Source organism: Mucilaginibacter phyllosphaerae (genome assembly GCF_004378255.1).
In the GTDB taxonomy this organism is placed as follows: Bacteria; Bacteroidota; Bacteroidia; order Sphingobacteriales; family Sphingobacteriaceae; genus Mucilaginibacter; species Mucilaginibacter phyllosphaerae.
In genome coordinates this window covers 541020-557049 of the sequence record NZ_SNQG01000003.1, presented here as the reverse complement: position 1 = coordinate 557049, position 16030 = coordinate 541020, and the positions used below count along the sequence as shown (strand labels likewise).

The 16030-nt window shown below is 42.9% G+C and carries 22 protein-coding genes; 14 read left to right on the top strand and 8 right to left on the bottom strand.

The window, feature by feature from the left end:
* The first annotated feature begins 4 nt into the window (after positions 1-4).
* On the top strand, positions 5-463 hold the full coding sequence (locus E2R65_RS10795) for a class I SAM-dependent methyltransferase (protein WP_262712257.1): 459 nt from the start codon (positions 5-7) through the stop codon (positions 461-463).
* On the opposite strand, the gene selD is transcribed toward E2R65_RS10795, so the two are convergent.
* Both selD and mnmH read right to left on the bottom strand, forming a co-directional pair.
* Positions 422-1459, bottom strand: a complete 1038-nt coding sequence (gene selD / locus E2R65_RS10790; RefSeq protein WP_134336494.1) for a selenide, water dikinase SelD — start codon at positions 1457-1459, stop codon at positions 422-424. The genes E2R65_RS10795 and selD overlap by 42 nt on opposite strands.
* On the bottom strand, positions 1459-2493 hold the full coding sequence (gene mnmH, locus E2R65_RS10785) for a tRNA 2-selenouridine(34) synthase MnmH (protein ID WP_134336493.1): 1035 nt from the start codon (positions 2491-2493) through the stop codon (positions 1459-1461). The genes selD and mnmH overlap by 1 nt, the downstream gene beginning before the upstream one ends.
* 691 nt (positions 2494-3184) lie before the next feature.
* Here mnmH and E2R65_RS19725 point away from each other — a divergent pair.
* Entirely contained in the window at positions 3185-3352 is a 168-nt protein-coding gene (locus E2R65_RS19725) for a hypothetical protein (RefSeq protein WP_183500431.1), read from the top strand.
* A gap of 320 nt (positions 3353-3672) precedes the next feature.
* On the opposite strand, the gene E2R65_RS10780 is transcribed toward E2R65_RS19725, so the two are convergent.
* Positions 3673-4374, bottom strand: coding sequence for a sterol desaturase family protein (locus tag E2R65_RS10780; RefSeq protein ID WP_134336492.1), 702 nt, complete (start codon positions 4372-4374; stop codon positions 3673-3675).
* A gap of 172 nt (positions 4375-4546) precedes the next feature.
* On the opposite strand from E2R65_RS10780, the gene arsM reads away from it, so the two are divergent.
* Both arsM and E2R65_RS10770 read left to right on the top strand, forming a co-directional pair.
* Positions 4547-5518: an arsenosugar biosynthesis arsenite methyltransferase ArsM gene (arsM, locus tag E2R65_RS10775; protein ID WP_134336491.1), complete on the top strand. Its 972-nt coding sequence runs from the start codon at positions 4547-4549 to the stop codon at positions 5516-5518.
* Positions 5519-5530: 12 nt separating this feature from the next.
* Complete coding sequence (locus tag E2R65_RS10770; protein WP_134336490.1) at positions 5531-6520, top strand: NAD-dependent epimerase/dehydratase family protein; 990 nt, start codon at positions 5531-5533, stop codon at positions 6518-6520.
* Here E2R65_RS10770 and E2R65_RS10765 read toward each other — a convergent pair.
* A complete protein-coding gene (locus E2R65_RS10765) occupies positions 6504-6980 on the bottom strand; it encodes a TlpA disulfide reductase family protein (protein WP_134336489.1) in 477 nt (158 codons plus the stop codon). The genes E2R65_RS10770 and E2R65_RS10765 overlap by 17 nt on opposite strands.
* 72 nt (positions 6981-7052) lie before the next feature.
* On the opposite strand from E2R65_RS10765, the gene E2R65_RS10760 reads away from it, so the two are divergent.
* Positions 7053-7745 (top strand): TIGR04283 family arsenosugar biosynthesis glycosyltransferase, encoded by a 693-nt coding sequence (locus E2R65_RS10760; RefSeq protein ID WP_134336488.1) that lies wholly within the window; start codon positions 7053-7055, stop codon positions 7743-7745.
* Here the strand turns inward: E2R65_RS10760 and E2R65_RS10755 are convergent.
* From E2R65_RS10755 to E2R65_RS10740, 4 genes are read right to left on the bottom strand one after another with little or no spacing between them, the layout of a single operon-like run.
* A complete protein-coding gene (locus E2R65_RS10755) occupies positions 7742-8353 on the bottom strand; it encodes a TIGR04282 family arsenosugar biosynthesis glycosyltransferase (protein WP_134336487.1) in 612 nt (203 codons plus the stop codon). The genes E2R65_RS10760 and E2R65_RS10755 overlap by 4 nt on opposite strands.
* A gap of 2 nt (positions 8354-8355) precedes the next feature.
* Positions 8356-9405: an arsenosugar biosynthesis radical SAM (seleno)protein ArsS gene (gene arsS / locus E2R65_RS10750; RefSeq protein WP_221229895.1), complete on the bottom strand. Its 1050-nt coding sequence runs from the start codon at positions 9403-9405 to the stop codon at positions 8356-8358.
* The gene (locus tag E2R65_RS10745) at positions 9405-9740 is read right to left on the bottom strand and encodes an arsenosugar biosynthesis-associated peroxidase-like protein (RefSeq protein WP_117383553.1); all 336 of its coding nucleotides are present in this window, start codon (positions 9738-9740) and stop codon (positions 9405-9407) included. Before E2R65_RS10745 ends, arsS begins: the two co-directional genes overlap by 1 nt.
* A complete protein-coding gene (locus tag E2R65_RS10740) occupies positions 9733-10530 on the bottom strand; it encodes a DUF547 domain-containing protein (protein WP_134336486.1) in 798 nt (265 codons plus the stop codon). The genes E2R65_RS10745 and E2R65_RS10740 overlap by 8 nt, the downstream gene beginning before the upstream one ends.
* Positions 10531-10628: 98 nt before the next feature.
* Between E2R65_RS10740 and E2R65_RS10735 the strand changes: the two genes are divergently transcribed.
* Genes E2R65_RS10735 through E2R65_RS10695 form a run of 9 tightly spaced genes read left to right on the top strand, consistent with a single transcriptional unit; the run spans position 10629 to position 16025 of the window.
* Positions 10629-10958 (top strand): ArsR/SmtB family transcription factor, encoded by a 330-nt coding sequence (locus E2R65_RS10735; RefSeq protein ID WP_134336577.1) that lies wholly within the window; start codon positions 10629-10631, stop codon positions 10956-10958.
* 52 nt (positions 10959-11010) lie between these two features.
* The gene (locus tag E2R65_RS10730) at positions 11011-11583 is read left to right on the top strand and encodes a DUF6428 family protein (RefSeq protein WP_134336485.1); all 573 of its coding nucleotides are present in this window, start codon (positions 11011-11013) and stop codon (positions 11581-11583) included.
* Positions 11584-11594: 11 nt separating this feature from the next.
* Positions 11595-12020, top strand: a complete 426-nt coding sequence (gene arsN2, locus E2R65_RS10725; protein WP_158285255.1) for an arsenic resistance N-acetyltransferase ArsN2 — start codon at positions 11595-11597, stop codon at positions 12018-12020.
* Positions 12017-12439 (top strand): arsenate reductase ArsC, encoded by a 423-nt coding sequence (locus E2R65_RS10720; protein WP_134336483.1) that lies wholly within the window; start codon positions 12017-12019, stop codon positions 12437-12439. Before arsN2 ends, E2R65_RS10720 begins: the two co-directional genes overlap by 4 nt.
* A 49-nt stretch (positions 12440-12488) precedes the next feature.
* The gene (locus E2R65_RS10715) at positions 12489-12821 is read left to right on the top strand and encodes an ArsR/SmtB family transcription factor (RefSeq protein WP_134336482.1); all 333 of its coding nucleotides are present in this window, start codon (positions 12489-12491) and stop codon (positions 12819-12821) included.
* A gap of 23 nt (positions 12822-12844) precedes the next feature.
* Positions 12845-13471: a hypothetical protein gene (locus tag E2R65_RS10710; RefSeq protein WP_134336481.1), complete on the top strand. Its 627-nt coding sequence runs from the start codon at positions 12845-12847 to the stop codon at positions 13469-13471.
* 43 nt (positions 13472-13514) lie between these two features.
* The gene (gene arsB / locus E2R65_RS10705; RefSeq protein WP_134336480.1) at positions 13515-14597 is read left to right on the top strand and encodes an ACR3 family arsenite efflux transporter; all 1083 of its coding nucleotides are present in this window, start codon (positions 13515-13517) and stop codon (positions 14595-14597) included.
* Positions 14597-15367 (top strand): metallophosphoesterase family protein, encoded by a 771-nt coding sequence (locus E2R65_RS10700; RefSeq protein ID WP_134336479.1) that lies wholly within the window; start codon positions 14597-14599, stop codon positions 15365-15367. The genes arsB and E2R65_RS10700 overlap by 1 nt, the downstream gene beginning before the upstream one ends.
* A 1-nt stretch (position 15368) precedes the next feature.
* A complete protein-coding gene (locus E2R65_RS10695; RefSeq protein WP_134336478.1) occupies positions 15369-16025 on the top strand; it encodes a metallophosphoesterase family protein in 657 nt (218 codons plus the stop codon).
* The last annotated feature ends 5 nt before the right edge of the window (positions 16026-16030 follow it).

The window sequence follows — 16030 nt, the reverse complement described above, 5'->3', positions numbered from 1 at the left end:
TACCGTGTTGGATATTTCTGAAGCGGCAATCAACAAAGCAAAAAACAGGCTTGACGAACGAAGTGAATTGGTCAAATGGGTGGTTTGCGATATTACTGGGTTCAAAACCGACAGGCATTTTGACCTATGGCTTGACCGGGCGGCCTTTCATTTCCTGACCGAGGAAAGCCAGATAACCGCCTACTTAAAAATTGCAGGCGATGCGATCAATCGCTATATGGTTATAGGTACATTCTCAGAGAATGGCCCCGAAAAATGCAGTGGCCTGCCTATTAAACAATATACAGAAAATCAATTGAACTCCCAGCTTCAAAAAGGTTTTAAAAAGATCAGGTGTATCCATGAAGATCATATCACCCCCTTTCAAACCAAACAAAACTTCCTGTTCTGTAGCTTTAAAAAGCAAGCATCAACTAATGCTTTAAATCACCGTTATCAGCGCATCGTTATCTGGATTCTTTAACCAACCGATAGGTGCTAAATTGTGTCCGAGGCCTTTTAGAGTTGCTTCAAATGTCGCAACACCTTCTTTCGCAACGGCTACCAGCAGGCCGCCACTTGTTTGCGGGTCGGCCAGGATATATTTCTGTTCTTCGGTAATCGGCCCGATCTTATGTCCGTAGCTGTTCCAGTTGCGCCCGGTACCTCCGGGATAGCATTTTTGTTCTAAATACCCGTTTAGCGATGGGATCACAGGCACTTTGTCATATTCAATAACGGCCGATAAACCGCTCCCCTCGCACATTTCTGAGAGGTGTCCAAATAATCCAAACCCGGTTACGTCTGTCATGGCTTTTACATCAGCCATCTGCCCGAACACTTCGCCCAGCTTATTTAACGTGGTCATACTTTTTAAAGCAATGGCCGCATCTTCCGGTAACAATACACCTTTTTTTTGAGCGGTGGACAAGATACCCACGCCTAAAGCTTTGGTGAGATATAAACGGCAACCGGCGGTCGCGGTCGAATTTTGTTTAAGATGCCGGATATTGACCATACCATTCACTGCCAAACCAAATACCGGCTCGGGGCAATCAATACTATGGCCCCCGGCCAGCGTGATACCTGCTTCGGCGCAAATGGCCCGTGAACCCTCCAGTACTTTTTGGGCGACTTCGGGGGGTAATTTATCAATCGGCCAGCCTAAAATAGCGATAGCCAATACAGGCTTACCACCCATCGCGTAAACGTCACTGATGGCATTAGCCGAGGCTATACGCCCAAAATCATAGGCATCATCCACTATCGGCATGAAAAAGTCGGTCGTAGAGATCAGGGCGGTGCCGTTACCCAAGTCTAAAACCGCCGCGTCATCGCGTTTATCATTGCCTACTAATAGCTTTTTATTCGGAATTGCAGGTATCGGGCTGTGCAGTATCTTATCGAGAACAGCCGGGCTGATCTTACAGCCGCAACCCGAGCCGTGGGAGTATTGGGTTAGTTTTATTGTTTGATCCATTAGTAAATAACAGTATTGGCGGTAAAATTTAATAGGTGACGGGCTTGGGTTGCGATGTCGGTATCGTTTAGCTCCAGTGAAAACACCTGTGCGGCATTTCGCTTACTTAAACCTGTCCGGTATGTTTTATCATAATAGACCAAAACGATCTTTACGAAATCCCTCATTCGCCCCTCCATGATGGCTTCAATAGCATATTTGGTTTGTTCAGGCCCAAGCCTTTTACGGATGCGTTCCGTAGATTCCATCAAGAAATGCTTATCTAAAGAACCGTATTCAGCGGCTAATGCGTTAACGCGTTGCTGTAACGCTACCTTAATATCTATCATCGCTGCATTCCGCATCTGGTGCCAGAAGGTGTTAGGTATGGAACGTTTGCCGATGGTCAGGCTTTCATCTTCCACCCATACCTTTTTTTGCGGCCCTGTGTTTTTTAACTGTTCAGCCAGGTTATTCTCAAACTGTTCCTGGGTGGGTTGTACCATTTTATTCATACTGCCGTAAGATGAGCCCTGGTGCTGGGCCAGGTCTTCCAGATCAATGACCTGCTCCCTCATTTTTTTAAGTTGCTGTAATATGCGCGTTTTGCCCGAACCGGTCATCCCGCCCAGTATCTGAAGCTTATATGGGTGCTCGAACTGCTGATGTACCCACCCCCGGTATTTTTTATAGCCCCCTTGTATGACATACACCTCAAAGCCATAAAGGTCGAGCGCCCAGGCCATCGCCCCGCTGCGCATCCCGCCGCGCCAGCAATGAACACCTATTCTTTTGTCAGGTGCAATGATCAAAGCTTCTTTAATGAACCCGGACCATTTGGAGCCAGTCAGGTCAAATCCTAACAGGATCGCTTCCTCGCGGCCGACCTGTTTATAAGTCGTTCCTACCTTTACCCTTTCTTCGTTACTGAACAAAGGGAGGTTAAACGCACCGGGCACATGGCCATGTTCGTGTTCCGCAGGTGTGCGCACATCTATTAGCGCAATTTTGTCTTTGAGCTCCAGGAATTTATTGATCGTTATCTGTTTGACCATGACGCTGTAAATATACATTACTATTTACTTCCGCCTATTCTGATAACCAATAAACGCAATCCATTAAACACCACGATCTGCGTTAATCCTTCATGCCTAAAAATGCTGGGCCGATTACGTTTACTTAGCAAGGGAAGACTACGAACTGCGCGGTTTGATGACTAGCGGGTGTTATTTCTATTTACCGTCTTAAACTCGGTAAACAGTATCTGTTAAGAATTTAGTATTTGTTACAAGATCATTGTACCGTCTAAATTTAAGCAAACGGTAACTATTTGTTTTTTTACTGTTTAAGAACTATCTCGAATATGCCGCCAACTTAAAAATAAATCAGGACGGAACAAGACCCTTTCAATGATAGTACTGAATTGCCCATAGAGGATGATCTCTATAAAAACATAGCTGTGCTGAATGGAATTAACTAGGTAAGCGATGATATCGGAACTGTTTTTTTACAAAACGTCAATATTTAAACTCATTTACCTAAATAAATATATACCTAATAATAAGGTAGTTAACTATTTTATAGCCTTGAGGGGAAAATCTCGAACTCTTTATAGGTGATTTGACGCGTTTAGCTGGTTAATTTGATCTTTTAAAAACCCCAAGGGAAAGTCCACAGCAAATGGGTTAGCAATAATTTAACTTGCTTTCACAGTATTAATCCACAGGAAAATTAGAAATATCCAATATGGGCGATTATCCACATCAGAATAAAAGACGCATTAGCAACGAAAAAGTAATTAAGATTTTAAAGGAAAATGGAATAACGGCTACTGAAGAACAGGCAAAGGAAATATTGAACTTCTTGTATTTACTTGCCGACCTTGCAATTAAAAAATATTTTAACGAAAAATAATGATGTCAATTAACATCGAACTCTTTTATAAGAGTTATACATTGCTCATTTCTAATCAGTTAAATCCCTAATCCATCAGAGTTTATATTATCTTCCCCTAAGGATAACCTTAGGGGAATCGAACTAAAAATGTGCGTTTAAACGCAATCATGGCGCTTTTTAATTAACTCAAAAAAGCAAAAACCCTCTTTACGCTTTGTAAAGAGGGTTGGTAGCCCGTAGGGGAATAATCTCGAACCATTTTCTAAAAGATTTGAGGCGATTGGTTGGTTAAAAAAGATGTTTAAATCATACATAGGGATATAATACTTTATTTAATATTATATCCCAAACTTAATTATCCCTATTGACTTTTTTCGGTAGCTCTTAAAAATCCAATCCCAAAAAGGGAAAATCGAACCGTAATTGGAATTGGTTTCTGAGATTATTTTAGAATGATGTATCCGGTGCATTAGGGGGCTTACAATCAATTTTCTTAGCTTATAGTCCAACTTAGTGTTGATACAGATATTCGAATGAACGAGCAAAACAACCGGGAAAAACAAAATGCCATAAGCTATCAATCCCGTAACTGTAATGCCCATCAGCACCAGAAAGACCGCCTTTGCTAATACGGAAAAAAATAATTCTACTGTATGGAATCGGACTGCTGTTGTTGAATTCATACTTTCATCTTCATGATGAAACTTGTGAAATTTCCAAAGCATTGGTATTTTATGGTTGATCCGATGCCACCAATAGACGAAAAAATCGATTAAGAGGATTTGAATAAGCATTGATAGGAATGCAGGGATTTTTGAAAAAGGAACCAGCCCTAAATGCTGTCCCGCAGCGTAATTCATGAGCTTCTGCAAACCATAGCCGGTAATAAATGAAAATATCAAATTGATGATACCAATGGCGATATTGATGAGATCATGTCTCTTCTTTAAAATTCCTTTTTGTTCCGGAAAAATATGCTCCGCAATGTAAGTTAATACAAAGAGCAGACCTATTGCTAATGGCTGTAATACATTATTCATAGCTTGGAACTTACCGTTAAGTCGATAGAAGTCTGTTTCAAGAATTCCTTTTCCTATTAAATTACGATGAAATTCTGATATTAGGTTTTAATAACCAAAAAACGTTTTTTATTCGATAGGCTCAAAAGCTATCTGCCATCGAATAACGTATGTTTTCTATAACCAAAGAACTATGGATAACTATCTTGAAGAAACTGTAAATGTATATCGCGGTGCTGCATTAAAACCTGATGTTGGCCTTTGCTGCACCACAACGCCAATGAACGCGTTTCCGGGGCTGGAGATACCTAAGATCATGCAGGAAATGAATTACGGTTGCGGCTCCATCGTAAGTGCCAACGATCTCGCTAACGATCCAACTATACTTTATGTTGGTGTTGGCGGTGGTATGGAGCTTTTGCAATTTTCCTACTTCAACCGGAATATTCAAGGTGTGATAGGCGTGGATATTGTGGATGAAATGTTGCAAAGCTGTGCAGATAATTTGATTGAAGCAGAAAAATTGAATCCCTGGTTCAAAAAGGAATTTATCGATCTCCGTAAGGGCTCTGCCTTGGAGTTACCTGTAGCGGATAACTCTATAGACATAGCAGGGCAGAATTGCCTGTTCAATATCTTTAAGGAAAACGATTTGAAACAAGCCTTAACCGAAATATACCGCGTGTTAAAGCCCGGCGGACGTTTGGTGATGTCTGATCCGGTTTGCGACCAGCCGATGAACGAGGCGTTACGCAGCGATGACAGGTTAAGGGCCTTATGCCTGACCGGCTCCCTATCATTAAGTGATTATATTAAGAGTATCACCGATATTGGCTTCGGTACGATTGAGATAAGGGCTAAAAGGCCGTATCGTATTTTGGCTCCAGGACAGTACCCTACTGATGAGTTACTATACATTGAGAGTGTAGAGGTTTGCGCCATTAAAGACCCTATGCCTGCTGACGGCCCATGCGTGTTCACCGGCAAAGCCGCTATTTATTATGGCGAAAACGAATATTTCGATGATGAAAAAGGACATATTTTAATGCCTAATCAACCTTTGGCCGTGTGCGATAAAACAGCGGGAAACCTGGCAGCGTTGAATCGTAATGACATTTTTATATCAAACTCCACCTGGTTTTATGACGGCGGTGGTTGTTGCTAATTTAAACTGTTAATGAAGATATTTATCACAGGTGTAACCGGTTATATAGGGCAGAAACTGGCTTTACGACTGGCTGCCGACGGGCACACCATACATGCCCTGGTACGTGATGAGGAGAAAGGCAGGTTGTTGTTGAAGCACCCAAATATAACCCTATTTGAGGGTGATATTTTAAATCCGCCATCTCTGTTAACTGCCATGAAGGGTTGCCAACAGGTTTATCATCTCGCTGCTTTGGCATCCGTATGGCATAAAGACGCGCAAAGCTTCCACATGATTAATGTGAGCGGGCTGCGAAACGTTTTGGACGCTTGCCTTGCATCGGGCATTAAAGACGTTTTATTTACCTCAACTGCCGGAGTTGTAGGAGATTCTGTAGATGGCAAACCAGTATGTGAAGGCACGAACGCCAACCCAAAACTGGAAACCTTGTATGAGCAAAGCAAGGTGGAAGCCGAAAAGCTTCTGAAAAGCTATATAGCTAAAGGTATCCGGGGTGTGATTGTTAACCCCAGCCGCGTTTATGGCCCAGGCATATTAACCGAGAGTAACGGATTTACCCGTTTGATGAAAATGTATATTAACGGGCAATGGAAGATCAAACCCTGCAACGGCAAAAGCATTGGCAATTACGTTTACATAGATGATACGATAAACGGGCTGATAGCCGCGATGGAAAAAGCAAAGCCAGGTGAGCGTTATTTATTGGGTGGCGTTAATGCCACCTACAATGACTTTTTCGGATTGGTAGACGAGTTAACCGGGGTAAAAAGAAAGATGTACAATGTTCCCTTGCCGGTGATGCTGTTCCTGTCGCGTGTACAGGTGATGATGGCTCAATTGTTTGGAAAACAACCGATGATCACACCCCCGTTTGTACGCAAGTACAACAAACATTGGATCGTTAGCTCTCAAAAAGCAGAACAGGAAATAGGCTACACAATAATGCCTTTACGTGAAGGTGTAAGCAAAACGCTCGACTGGCTTAATCAACCTGCTTAACAGCCGTAGCCAGTTCATCATAAGTATAAGCCGCTTCGTGAAACCTTTTTTTGCCGTTCTTTACAATTAAGGTTCCCGGTAATGCGCCGGACCAGTCAGGGCTTATTTTTTCAGTATATGAATTTGGTGCTTCGTTCAGCAGGTAAATTTCGCCGGTTAATTGATGCGTTTTAACAAAGGGTTGTACGCCACTTTCCAGTTTAGATTTCAAGTCCGTGCTGATTAGGATCACTTTAACAGGCTTGCCCTTTACCGATGCCTTAAATTTTTCAAACTCGGGCAGTTCTTTTACGCATGGTTTGCACCACGTTGCCCAAAAGTTGACCAAGTAAGTGGTGTCTTTCCCCTGTTTCATCCGGCTTTCTAATTGGGAAACCGAAATGAGTTTAACCTGTTGGGCTTTTAAACTTACTGATAACAGCAAGCAAAAGGCAATCGTATATAGAATTTTAATTGTCATGACTTTAATTAACTTTAACGTGCACTGATTGATATACGTACATTTTAACCGATTAGATGCGTGAATTAAACGATGAAGATAAGCATTATCATTCCTGTTTTTAATGAAGCTGAACATATCGGCAAACTGGTGGACTACCTAACGCGCTTTGGTAAAGGTAGTTTGGCAGAGATCATAGTTGTAGATGGCGGCAGCAGTGATCATACTCTGTTAATGGCAAATAGTTCCGGCGCAAAGGGCGTTATTAGCCCTCAAAAAGGCCGTGCAGCACAAATGAATTTTGGCGCTTCGCTGGCTAAGGGCGACTTTCTTTACTTCGTTCACGCAGACACCTTACCGCCAGAGACTTACGTAACAGACATTGCGAACGCGGTAAAAGCCGGATATGATCTGGGCAGGTATCTTTCTACTTATGATAGCAAAAGCTGGCTGCTCAAGTTAAATGCTATGCTGAGCCGGCTGGATACGTTCGGCGGTATGGGTGGGGATCAAACCTTGTTTATCTCTAAAGATCTGTTTCAACAGACTGGCGGTTTTGACGGCAACATGAAAATTATGGAAGAGTTTGAGTTTTGCGCCCGCGCCCGAAAACAGGGTAAGTACAAAATCATCAAGAAGCCCGTATTGATTTCCGCCCGGAAGTATGATTCCAATGGCTGGCTTACGGTTCAAAAAGCTAACTACACTATCGTCAAAATGTATCAAAAGGGAGCCAGCCAGGAGAGCATGGTTGTGAAGTATAAAGAAATGCTGAACTACCGCTAAAGGAATATTCCGTTCAATTCCAGATCGGCAGGTTCATCGACATCATGCAATTTTTCAAGTAAGCTATGGTTTAGTTTCAATTGGCTTATTGTCGAAATCGTCTGGGTAGCGACCTGATCCGTACTCCAGTCCTTATGCGTGAACAATTCAGGAATATAATGGTTGCAACCCAACAGGTAATAGCCGCCATCAAAAGTAGGCCCAACAACCACATCGTTATCATTCAGCGCGTCTATCCCTTGCTCCAATACGTGTGTCTGTAATTGATAGCAATCACTACCGATGATCATCACCCTTTCAAAACCCTGGTCAAATAATTCTTTGAACGCGTTGGACATCCTTGCGCCTAAGTCCTCTCCAAACTGCTGCCTTTTCGTATAGCCGGGGAAAGTCCAGATATCGTGTTCAATAACCTGGTCGGTGTAATAGATAAATTTCCGGCAGTTTAATGGAATCGTGATCTGCCGGGTATGGCCTAATAATAAATTGTAAACAGACAACGCTTTTTCATCGCCAATAACCTTTCCAAGCCGGGTTTTAACTTTACCCAGTTCGGGGTGACGTACAAATATGATGAGAGCTGTATTTAATGGCGTAATATCATCCATAACTACTCTGCAACTGCACCTCCGCAACTGGAACCCGCACCCGCTGTACAGCCGTAGCAATGTTGTTTTAAAATGATCTCCCGGTTTTGTAATAAATTCAAATCAAAATCTGCCAAATGTTGCGAAGTTGCTGGGGTAACTTTCAGGTCTAACATTTGGTTAAAATCACAGTCATATAAGTATCCGTCCCAGCCTACCGAAATGGTATTGCGGCACATCACATTGGCCACTGCCGCGGGATTAAAAGCCGCAATAAGCTTATCCATGTATTTATCGTAATTACCGGTCGTCAATAAGTAATCCAGATACCTGCTGATGGGCATATTGGTTATGGCAAAAAGGCTATTGAAACTAATGTTGTATTTCTTCATTAGCTCGAACTTATATTCTTTTTCAAGCGCATCCTGCGATGGTGGCAGAAAAGCACCTGCCGGGTTATAAACCAAATTTAACGTTAGGCCGGTATCTTGCATTCCGTATCCAACTGCATTTAACATTTGAAGCGCCTTAATAGAATCTTCAAACACACCGTTCCCACGTTGCTTATCCGTTCTGTCCTGGGTGAAGCTGGGTAGTGAAGAAACCACTTCTATCTGATGGAGCTTGAAGAACTCCGGAAGATCATGAAAACGCTTATTGGCCAATATAATGGTAAGGTTACAACGGACAATAATATGTTTCCCCAATGCTTTGATCTGCTCCACAAACCACTTGAAATCAGGATTTAATTCGGGTGCGCCGCCTGTCAGGTCAACAATTTTAATAGGCGAATTAGCTAAAACATTTAAACAAAGTTGCATCGTCTCCCGCGTCATGATCTCCTTGCGATCCGGCCCGGCATCCACATGGCAGTGCTTGCATACCTGGTTACACATCTTACCCATGTTCACCTGGAAAATTTCTACACCACCGGCTAACAGTGGGAACATACCGGTTGCAGCAACTTTATCTTTGAACGAAGCATGCTTATGCGCGGGGTTATGTTCCAGAATATCCAGCTGATAAGAACTATTAGCTAAAGGGTTTTGCAGGACTTTTAAGGATTTGATCATTACATGCTGATTTCTTTCACCTTGTTCATCATCTGTACACCGTGTACCAGTACTGCGCCTCCCTTAATGGCCGAGGCTACATGCACCGCTTCCATCATTTGCGCTTCGCTAAAACCCTTCTCATAGGCATCGCTGCTGTAAGCATCAATACAATAGGGACATTGAACAGCATGGGCTACCGCCAAAGCGATCAACGATTTTTCTTTAGCAGTTAGTGCGCCGTCTTTAAATACTTCCCCATAATAGGAAAAGAATTTGTCGGCCATTTCTTTCTGATAATCTCCTATATTCCCAAATTTGCCGAGGTCTTCAGCGTTGTAATAATGATCAGCCATTGTTTTCAGATTTGTAATTATTCAAATATAAACTCCAGTCGTACTTTTTAAAATGGATAGTTGGTTTAGTTCCTTCCGGGATGATCTTATTGTTGATTAAGATCTCCAGCATACCTTTTTTACCACCAAAATCGTGACGGAACCAGCCCATCAATGCAGGCACCTCCACGGTATTAGCCGCTTTACTATAAGTTACCTCGCCTTTTAAATAGGTTTTAACCGCAACATTCAGTTGTTTGTCGATTTGTTCCGGCTCATAAAAAGCGATTGGCGGACAGCTTTTAGCCCCGCAGTTTAAAGCGAAATGAATCCGGTAATCCAGTTTTGCAACCCGAAACTTTTTTTCAAACCCCGAAGGGAAAAGTTTACCCAGGTAACCCTCGCTCCATTTCACCTTGCTATGGCGTAATATCCCATGCTCGATCAGGTCAAGACTTAATTCCTGACCGGCGATATAGATTTGTTTACTGGAAAAAAAGGACCCGCGCGTTTTATACTGATCCGGATCTTTCTTTAAGATTACTTGTGTAAAACCGTTATACAGGTTTAACCAGAATGCCAGTTTTTTATGATCATTGTTCAACTGCTCCGCTAAAATATTTGGATCTGAATTTTTTAAAGTATCAATAAATGCTGCGGTACTATCTCCTGTTTTGGCAGCATACAGGAAATTTTGTGACAGCTTGATATAGTCTGTGGCTTTGACCTTTTTGGTTTGCGCACTGACCGATACCCCGAAAAGGATGAAAAGCAACATCAAAGCAGATCTGAACGAATGTTTCAAAAGCATATATAAATTACGTAATTTAATTTCTTATGGCTTTATTAAATGGAAATAAGAATAGTTTGGATATATCGAATATTAATCGCAATATTGCAATATATAGTATGGGCTTAACAAAAACAGAGATATTCACCGACGAGCAGAACAGGTTAGCTGTGATGCTGAAAGCAATCGCACATCCTGCACGTATCGCTATCTTACAGGAAATCATCAAATCGAATACTTGTATCTGCGGCGACCTTGTGGATGAATTGGGTTTGGCTCAGCCGACCATATCACAGCATTTGAAAGAACTGAAAAATGCCGGTTTGATACAGGGCACCATTGAAGGCGTTAGTGTTTGCTATTGCATTAATCCTCCGGTTTGGAACGAGCTAAAAGAACAAATGGGCGGCTTCTTTGCGGCTTATGATTTGAAGGCGACCTGCTGTTAAAAAAAATTTGAATTAATCCATCGTAATATTACAATATAATAAATAGAAAGCCATGAATAAAGTAGAATCGATCAACTGGAAAACCTTTAAAGACACCTTATTACAGCATCCCGATCTTGACCTGCAATTTCAATACGCGGAAGGTAAATTGGTTGATGCCGCTTACCATATCACTGAGATCAAACAAGCGCCTATCACCTCCGTAGACTGCGGCGGAGTCATGAATGCCTGGACAGAGATCATTGTGCAACTTTGGGTGCCGGAAAACGCAGAACAGCAGGAACGCTCGATGAAAGTTGGCAAAGCTTTGTCTATCGTTGATGTTGTAGAAAAAATGTTACCCCTTAATCCGAACGGTACGGTAAAGATCGAGTTTGGTAATTCCGAGTTTGATACCCGCCAAATGTTCCCTAACGAAATGATCGTGGACGGAAATGCTTTAACGGTTGATTTACGCCCTGATGCGGTACAATGTAAAGCGATAGGCCGTGGTGGTAGTTGCGGTACGGATGATAAGGGAGAAGAATGTTGCACACCTGCGGTTGCGGAAAAACCCAAAGTACAATTAGTAAACCTGGCAGCACCTGCGGAAGCTTGCTGCACACCGGGTGGAGGCTGCTGCTAACTCTAAAAAATATGATCATTGACCAGGCCCAAACATACCGCGACAAGATAGTTGAACTGCTGGCAGCTGAAAAGCTGCCGGTAGCCGACCTGCCGGACACGCTGGACAACTTTATTGTAGCCATTCAGGATGGTAATTTGGTTGGTGTAGGCGGTGTAGAGGTTTATGGTTATTATGGGCTGTTACGCTCTTTAGCCGTGCATCCCGACCATCGGGGAACGGGTATTGCTGGCAAACTATTAGCACGGCTGGATAACATAAGCAAAAAGAATGGCCTTTCTGCTTTGTACCTGCTGACAGAAACCGCACCAGCATATTTCGAGCGAAAGAAATACAGCAAAATTAAACGGGAAGAAGTGCCCGTCGAAGTTCAGCAATCATCTGAGTTCGGGCATGTTTGCCCGGTATCAGCCATCGTTATGAAAAAAGAATTATGAGCAAGAAAAACATTTTAGTACTGTGCACCGGCAATAGTTGCCGCAGCCAATTAGCCGAAGGTTACCTGCGTTACTTTGCAGGTGATAAGGCCAATGTTTACAGTGCGGGCATAGAAACACACGGCGTTAATCCAAAAGCCATCCAGGTAATGGCGGAGGATCATATTGATATCTCGAAGCATACCTCTAACCACGTAGACGAATACATCACTATCCCATTTGACCAGGTGATCACGGTTTGCGATAACGCGAATGAAGCCTGCCCATTCTTTCCGGGTAAGGTCGAACGTTTCCACGAGAACTTTCCAGATCCCGCTAAAGCGACCGGCACACCCGAAGAAATCATGGACGAATTTCGCCGGGTGCGGGATATGATCAAAGTTTACGCGGCAGATTTTGTAAGCGAACACGTTAACTAATTTTTTTTGAACCAATTAATCGTTAAATAGCAATAAGGCAATCAATAACATGGGCAAGTCAACAGTAGTTTACGATCCTAACGATATCGCATTAGCTGCCTTTAACAAATTAATGGCATCCCCAACCTGTATGGCGATCATCGCTCATTTACAGGAACGGCAGGACTGGACAGCAGGAAATGAATTAACCAAATTGACAAACAGCCCGAGCGTGATCAAGAAAACCCTCAAAAGCTTAACAGCCGCAAATGTGCTAAGCCGGATGGAAAAAGATGGCGCGACTTTATACCGGCTCGATCCGGACTACTTTAAGCGACTATCCTTTCAGTTTAACAAATTGATCGATGAAATTGCTGACGGAAGCATGAACAATAACCTTTAAAACCAATATTAACCCTTAAAATCATGAAACACTTATCCTTACTTTTCTTTGCAGGCTTACTGGTGGTAAGTTCCGCTTTTGCACCTGTGGCAGACCCTATTTATCCTGAATTGGCCCAAGCCTTTAAACAGATCAAAAAGAATAGTGCTATTACGGATGATCGTCAGGAAGTACTATACGGTATCCAGCAATTGGGCATTGTTACCAAAGGCAAGAAACAGCCGGTGATCGTGGAGTTTGTAGGCAACGATGGGTTTAGCGCGCCTATTGCCAAAGCGGTACTAAAATCAGCATTAGCATCTTATGGTATCAATGATGTAAAGATCTTTGTTGTAGGTGCAGCGTCATCTGCTAAAGTTGCACCTGCATTAGCGAAACTGGGCTTTAAGATCAGCGGCGAAGAAGCCAAATATAATGACCAGGGCGGTTCGGTGACGATGGAAACATCACCGTCAAATCCGCAGGCGATCCACGTACTGGCTCAGGAAAGCGCAGCATCACTGTTGACAAGCCCTGATAAGTTCGCCGTAAAACTAAAATACACACCCTTAGCAATGGGTGCAACCGATGAGCAATACGAGGCGCAAGCCAAACTGATCACCTTGGAAATGTTATTCGCAGCTTCAAAATTCAAAGAAAACTGGAAGTAGTTAATACTCAATTCATATTAAAACACGATATACGCAATAAATTATGTCAGCAAACAACTGTGCCCCGGTGGCCGAACGTAAAAAATTAAGCTTCCTCGATAGCTACTTAACCTTATGGATATTCCTGGCAATGGCCATTGGCGTAGGTATCGGCTATTTCATTCCCTCGTCATCTGATTTTATTAACTCTTTTTCGAGTGGTACAACCAATATTCCGTTAGCTATTGGCTTAATATTAATGATGTATCCGCCGCTGGCCAAAGTAAAATACGAGAACATGGGCGAGGTATTCAAGGACACCAAAGTATTGAGCGCTTCGCTTATCTTGAACTGGATCATCGGGCCGGTATTGATGTTTGTATTAGCTATTACCTTATTACGTGACCATCCGGCCTATATGGTTGGTTTGATACTGATAGGATTGGCCCGTTGTATCGCTATGGTAGTTGTTTGGAATGAGTTGGCTGAAGGTAACCGGGAGTATGCGGCAGGGTTAATTGCTTTAAACAGTATCTTCCAGGTGTTATTATACAGTGTTTATGCCTACCTGTTTATCACCGTACTGCCGCCGTTATTCGGTTTAAAAGGACTGGCGGTAAACATTACGATTGGTGAGATCGCCAAAAGTGTAGGTATCTACCTCGGCGTTCCGTTTGCTGCCGGTGTGCTCAGTCGCTACACCTTAATCAAATTGAAAGGTGAAGAATGGTTCCAAACCAAATATGTCCCATTCATCTCACCGATAACACTTATCGCATTGCTGTTTACCATCGTGGTGATGTTCAGCTTAAAAGGTAACCTGATCGTACAGATACCTTTTGATGTATTGCGTATCGCTATACCGCTGGTTATCTACTTTACCATCATGTTTGTGCTGAGCTTTTTTATCGGCAAGTCATTTGGTGCGGATTATTCCCGTTCTACCTCAATTGCTTTTACCGCAACCGGTAATAACTTTGAACTGGCGATTGCCGTTGCCATAGGCGTGTTTGGTATTAATTCAGGCGAAGCTTTCGCCGGGGTAATCGGGCCATTGGTCGAAGTGCCTGCCTTGATCGCTTTAGTGAACCTCGCCTTTTATTTCCGTAAGAAATATTATACTTCTAAAACTCTAACAGCTTTATAATGAAAATTGCTCTTTTTTCAGATATACACGCGAATCTGCCAGCATTGGAAGCATTCTTTGCCAATGTGGAAACACAAAAACCTGATGCCATCTATTGCTTGGGCGACCTGGTAGGTTATAACATCTGGCCGAATGAAGTTATTGATGAGATCCGCAAACGCAATATTCCCTGCATCACCGGCAACTATGACTTTGGTATTGGCCGCCATAGTGATGATTGCGGCTGTGCTTATAAAACAGACGAGGAAAAAGCCTTGGGCAAAATATCTATCGCTTATACCAACGAGGTGGTGAAAGACGAGCAGCGGGCTTATTTACGCACCTTAACGGCACATATCCGTTTGGAGTTCCAACTTAACAATGATAAACTGAACGTGTTGTTTGTGCATGGCAGCCCGCGCAAGGTAAATGAATACTTGTTTGAGGATAGAGACGAAAAAAGTATGCTGCGTATTATGGAAACGGCTGATGCCGATGTGATGTGCTTTGGTCATACCCACCAGCCTTACCATCGGGTATTACCAACTCAAATTATCGGAGATACCCACTACAGACATGCCATCAATATTGGTTCGGTGGGTAAACCAAAAGACAAAGACCCGCGAGGCGGCTATGTGTTGTTGCATATCAATGAGAACAGTTCAATAAAAGACAAGGACAGCATACAGGTGGAGTTTATCCGCTTCGATTATGACATAGAGAGAGCAGCAAAAGCGGTTGAGGATAGCCCGCTGCCTAATGAATACGCTGACATGTTAAGAAACGGTTAAGATGAAGTTCGCACTTTTTTCAGATATACACGCCAACTTACCGGCTTTCGATGCATTCCTGGCTGACCTGGACAATCGTAGGGTGGATGCGGTTTATTGCTTAGGCGATATGATAGGCTACAACATCTGGCCGAATGAAATTATTGCCGAAATACGCAAGCGCGGTATTGCTACGCTGGCAGGCAACCATGACCAAAAGGTAAAAGGCTATGCTTATGAATTGGTCACGGAAGAAAACCGCGCTTACCTGAATACCTTACCGGCACATATCAAACTGGAATATCAGCTTAACAATGACCACTTAAATATTGTGCTGGCACATGGCAGCACCCGCAGCATCAACGAATACGTATTGGAAGATGCGGACGAAGGCTATGTACAGGATATGATGGCAGAAGCAAAGGCCAATGTGCTTTGTGTGGGACATTCACATTTGCCTTATCACCGCATTATTGGCGATAAGCATGTGATTAATATTGGTTCTATTGGGAAGCCAAAAGATGGTAACCCAATGGGTTGTTATGTGATAATTACCATTACGGATACTATAAATATCGATTTCATCCGATTTTCTTATGATATAGAAAAAGCGGCCCTGGCTATTGAAGAAAGCCCTTTATCGGACGAATTGGCGGACAGATTACGAAAAGCCTATTGAGCTAA

Coding starts and splice junctions, on each gene's coding strand:
- selD (WP_134336494.1), bottom strand. CDS start 1,459: ATGGATCAAACAATAAAACTAACCCAATACTCCCACGGCTCGGGTTGC.
- mnmH (WP_134336493.1), bottom strand. CDS start 2,493: ATGGTCAAACAGATAACGATCAATAAATTCCTGGAGCTCAAAGACAAA.
- E2R65_RS19725 (WP_183500431.1), top strand. CDS start 3,185: ATGGGCGATTATCCACATCAGAATAAAAGACGCATTAGCAACGAAAAA.
- E2R65_RS10780 (WP_134336492.1), bottom strand. CDS start 4,374: ATGAATAATGTATTACAGCCATTAGCAATAGGTCTGCTCTTTGTATTA.
- arsM (WP_134336491.1), top strand. CDS start 4,547: ATGGATAACTATCTTGAAGAAACTGTAAATGTATATCGCGGTGCTGCA.
- E2R65_RS10770 (WP_134336490.1), top strand. CDS start 5,531: ATGAAGATATTTATCACAGGTGTAACCGGTTATATAGGGCAGAAACTG.
- E2R65_RS10765 (WP_134336489.1), bottom strand. CDS start 6,980: ATGACAATTAAAATTCTATATACGATTGCCTTTTGCTTGCTGTTATCA.
- E2R65_RS10760 (WP_134336488.1), top strand. CDS start 7,053: ATGAAGATAAGCATTATCATTCCTGTTTTTAATGAAGCTGAACATATC.
- E2R65_RS10755 (WP_134336487.1), bottom strand. CDS start 8,353: ATGGATGATATTACGCCATTAAATACAGCTCTCATCATATTTGTACGT.
- arsS (WP_221229895.1), bottom strand. CDS start 9,405: ATGATCAAATCCTTAAAAGTCCTGCAAAACCCTTTAGCTAATAGTTCT.
- E2R65_RS10745 (WP_117383553.1), bottom strand. CDS start 9,740: ATGGCTGATCATTATTACAACGCTGAAGACCTCGGCAAATTTGGGAAT.
- E2R65_RS10740 (WP_134336486.1), bottom strand. CDS start 10,530: ATGCTTTTGAAACATTCGTTCAGATCTGCTTTGATGTTGCTTTTCATC.
- E2R65_RS10735 (WP_134336577.1), top strand. CDS start 10,629: ATGGGCTTAACAAAAACAGAGATATTCACCGACGAGCAGAACAGGTTA.
- E2R65_RS10730 (WP_134336485.1), top strand. CDS start 11,011: ATGAATAAAGTAGAATCGATCAACTGGAAAACCTTTAAAGACACCTTA.
- arsN2 (WP_158285255.1), top strand. CDS start 11,595: ATGATCATTGACCAGGCCCAAACATACCGCGACAAGATAGTTGAACTG.
- E2R65_RS10720 (WP_134336483.1), top strand. CDS start 12,017: ATGAGCAAGAAAAACATTTTAGTACTGTGCACCGGCAATAGTTGCCGC.
- E2R65_RS10715 (WP_134336482.1), top strand. CDS start 12,489: ATGGGCAAGTCAACAGTAGTTTACGATCCTAACGATATCGCATTAGCT.
- E2R65_RS10710 (WP_134336481.1), top strand. CDS start 12,845: ATGAAACACTTATCCTTACTTTTCTTTGCAGGCTTACTGGTGGTAAGT.
- arsB (WP_134336480.1), top strand. CDS start 13,515: ATGTCAGCAAACAACTGTGCCCCGGTGGCCGAACGTAAAAAATTAAGC.
- E2R65_RS10700 (WP_134336479.1), top strand. CDS start 14,597: ATGAAAATTGCTCTTTTTTCAGATATACACGCGAATCTGCCAGCATTG.
- E2R65_RS10695 (WP_134336478.1), top strand. CDS start 15,369: ATGAAGTTCGCACTTTTTTCAGATATACACGCCAACTTACCGGCTTTC.